General features: G+C 71.7%; 2 protein-coding genes. One reads left to right on the top strand and one right to left on the bottom strand.

Annotation, left to right across the window (positions count from 1 at the left end):
* Positions 1-510: 510 nt before the first annotated feature.
* Positions 511-3,087 (top strand): chemotaxis protein CheW, encoded by a 2,577-nt coding sequence (locus AC1D15_RS21220; protein ID WP_477827527.1) that lies wholly within the window; start codon positions 511-513, stop codon positions 3,085-3,087.
* 6 nt (positions 3,088-3,093) lie between these two features.
* Here AC1D15_RS21220 and AC1D15_RS21225 read toward each other — a convergent pair.
* Positions 3,094-3,850, bottom strand: a 757-nt coding sequence (locus AC1D15_RS21225) for a response regulator (RefSeq protein ID WP_477827528.1), incomplete at its 5' end; no start/stop codon positions are given.

Below are 3,850 nucleotides of genomic sequence, written 5' to 3' on the forward strand. Positions count from 1 at the left end.
GCCCAGCAGCTCTTCGGCCTTCGAGACGGCTTCCTGGACGCGGCCTTCGAGCACCGGCGACATCAGGGCCTGGACATGTTCGTGGCGGGCCAGGACGGTGAGGACTTGAATCTGCATGGCGATCTCTCCTTTGGGTGCAAGGTCCGATGCAGGACCCGATGCAGCTCAGTCTCGTCATCGCACGAAAAAACAAGCTCATGAACTCTCAGTCACGCCTGATGCCTCAAAAACGAGAAGCTTCGCGTGGCCGATTCGCACACTTGCGAAAACGGGTCGAGGCGGGGTCGCGACGGCCCCGAGACTGACGCGAGGCTGACGCCGGAGCAGCCCGCCCGAGCCGCATCGGACCCCTTCCTGTCGCGTCATGCGCAAGCGTGATCCGTTTCACGAAAGTCCAGGTGTACCTGGCGTCGGATCGGCCGATTCTCAATCTTGAGAACGTTTGCACCGGCGGGGTCCCGAGAGCGGGGCGGATGTCTCACGAACCCACTTGAATCCTCAGGACGAACAATGAAAAAGATCTGGCGCCGCGGGATGCCCTTCTCGCCCGAAGTGGCCCCGCTGGTGTCGCGCATGCCCGCGGTGGACGAATACCGCGAGTCGCTGCTGCGGCTGCAGGGGGTGTGGGACAGCCTGTCGATGCTCGGCCAGATGAGCGGCACGCTGCCCGACATCGGCGCGACGCGCGCGGCCTTCCAGTCGCTGTCGGAGGACCTGCTCGACAGCCTCGGCCGCACGCTGCTGTCGAACGTCGCGCAGCGCATGCGCAGCCAGGCGCAGGTGGCGATCGACATCCTGGTGCGCAACCTGTTCGAGCGCACCGCCGACATCGGCTTCCTGAGCACCGATTCGCAGCTGCGCGAGGTGGTGCGCGCGAGCCTCGGCGCCGACGGGGTGGATGCTGCCGCACTGCGCGCGCTGCAGGCCCGCTTCGCCGAGTACGCGGCCAAGTACACCGTCTATGACGACGTGATCGCGCTGGCACCGGACGGCCGCGTGCTGGCACGGCTCGACGATTCGATCGAGGCCGGCCCCGGCAGCCGCGAGCCCTGGCTCGCGCAGGCGCTGCAGGGCGGCCCGTATGTCGAGCACTTCGGCCCTTCCGCGCTGATGGGCGGCCGGCGCGCGCTGCTGTACGCGGCGGCGATCCGCGTCGACGAGCGCATCGCGGGCGTGCTGTGCCTGTCGTTCCGCTTCGACGACGAGATGCGCGCGATCTTCTCRCAGCTGCTGGAGCCGCGCGACCGCAGCGTGATCGTGCTGACCGATGGCGCCGACGCGGTGCTGGCCTCGTCCGACCCGTGGCAGGTGCCGGTCGGCGCGCCGTTGCCGCCGGCGACGTCCACGGCAGCCCGGCAGCTCACCCGCTTCGCCGGACGCGAGTACCTGATGGTGCATGCCGCCGCGAGCGGCTACGAAGGCTACGCGGGCCCCGGCTGGTCGGCGCGTGCGCTGGTGCCGGTGGACCAGGCCTTCGACACCGCCGAGCTGCAGGAGGACCTGCACGACACCACGGCCGACGACGACCTGCTGGCCCGCCTCGACACCCGCGAGCTGTTCGGCGAGGCGCTGCGCACCATCCCCGTGCAGGCTCGCCACATCCAGCGCGACCTGTCGCGCGTGCTGTGGAACGGCCGCCTGCGGCCGGCCGGCGAAGGCACGTCGAGCGCCTTCGCCGCGACGCTGCTGCGCGAGGTCGGCCAGACCGGCGAGCGCATCCGCCAGGTGTTCGAGCAGGCGATCGCGAACCTGCACCGCTCGACGCTGAACGCGGTGTTCGACGAAGCGCGCCACCACGCGCGGCTCGCGATCGACATCGTCGACCGCAACCTCTACGAACGCGCGAACGACTGCCGCTGGTGGGCGCTCGACGGCGTGCTGCGCGGCGTGCTGTCGCAGCCGGCGGGTGAACGTGATGCGCAGCGTGCCGCCGCCGTGCTGCAACGCATCAACGGGCTCTACACGGTGTACGCGCTGCTGGTGCTGTTCGACACCGACGGGCGCATCGTCGCGGTGTCGGACCCGGCCGAGCAGGCGCGTTGCGGCAGCGTGCTCGACGCGCCGTGGGTGCGCGAGACGCTGGCACTGCGCGATCCGCAGCAGCACGTCGAATCGGCGCATGCGGCGAGCGATCTGTACGGTGGGCGGCCGACCTTCGTGCACGGGGCGGCGCTGCGAGCGAACGACGGCACCGCGACCGTGGTCGGCGGCATCGCGATCGTCTTCGACGGCGAGCCGCAGTTCGCCGCGATGCTGCGCGATGCGCTGCCGCTCGATGCGCAGGGCGAACCCTCGCACGGCGCAGCGGCGCTGCTGCTGACGCGTGCCGGCGCAGTGGTCGCGAGCAGCGACCCGGCGCGCTGGCCGGTCGGCAGCGACTGGGCGGTGCCCACCGACTGGCGCTCGCTCGCGCGGGGCGCGTCGGCCAGCGCCGTGATTCACCTCGACGGCGTCGCCTGCAGCGCCGGCTGCAGCGTCTCGGGCGGCTACCGCGAGTACCACGCCGATGGCAGCATCGGCCCGCGCGACCTGCTGTCGGTGGCGCTGCTGAAGCTGGGCGCGATGCAGGCGCAGGCCGCGGCCGCGCCGGTGGTGTTCGACAACGCCGCCACGCCGCCGCGCGGCAAGGAGCCGGTGGTGTCGATCGCCAGCTTCCTGTGCGGCGGCCAGTGGCTGGGCGTGCCGTCGGCGATGGCGTTGCAGGCCTTGCAGCAGCCGCGCATCGCCGCGCTGCCGAACGCACCGGCGCATCTGCTCGGCATGCTGGAGTTCGAAGGCCGGCTGCTGCCGGTGGTCGACCTGGGCGTGCTGCGCGGCACCGGCCCGGCGGCCGATCCGCAGGCGCCGCTGGTGGTGGCGCAGGGGTCGGGCGGGCAGCGCTTCGCGATGCGGGTGGACGAGCTCGGTCCGGTGTTCGAGGTCGCCAGCGCCCGCGTGCAATCGCTCGCGCGGCCGGGCGGCCTGCAGGAGCGGCTGGTCAGCAGCCACCAGCGCATGCTGATCCTGATGGACGTGGACGGGCTGGTGGCGCAGGCCGGCATCGCGGCGCTGGCGGTCGCTGCAAYGGCCGAGGTGGCGCTGGCCTGACCCGCCTCACTCCTGCCGGCGCGCGAGGCTCTCCTTCACCAGCGTGCCCAGCGCCCGCACCTGGTAGTCGTTCGCGAGGCGCCGCACCCGCTCGGCGAACGGCCGGTAGCGCGCATCAGCCTGCGCGAGCCGCTGCGCTTCGTCGCAGATCGCCGCCATGTTGCCGGCCCGCGTCAGCCGGTGCAGTTCCTGCAGCTCCTGCGCATCCGGAATCGACTCCGGCGCCAGCGGCTCGCCTTGCGCCGGCAGCGCACCCGCCGCGCCGTCGTCTTCGCGGTAGATCCAGGTCAGGTCCAGCAGCTCACCGATCTGGCGCAGCAGGCTCTCACGGCGCACCGGCTTGGCCTCGAAGCCGTTGCCGCCCGAGGCGACCCACTTCTGCCGGTCCTCGGCCGTCACGCTGGCCGAGATCGCGATGATCGGCACGGTCTTCAGCCCCGCGTCCTCGCGGATGCGCCGCGTCGCCTGCAGCCCGTCCATCACCGGCATCATCAGGTCCATCAGGATCAGGTCCGGCCGCTTCGCCTGCGCCCGCACCACCGCCGTCTGCCCGTTGTCGGCCTCGTCGATCTGGAAGCCGAGCAGGCGCAGCAGCCAGGCCAGCATCTCGCGGTTCTCGGCGATGTCGTCGACGATCAGCACGCTGCGCGGCGCGCCGGCATAGCCGACCGCGCTGCGCTCGACGCGCGCGGTACCCGCCCCCGTCTCCAGCACCGGCAGCGCCAGCTCGAACCAGAACACGCTGCCCTCCTCGGGCACGCTG

It is taken from the genome of Rhizobacter sp. P2_H2 (genome assembly GCF_056403375.1).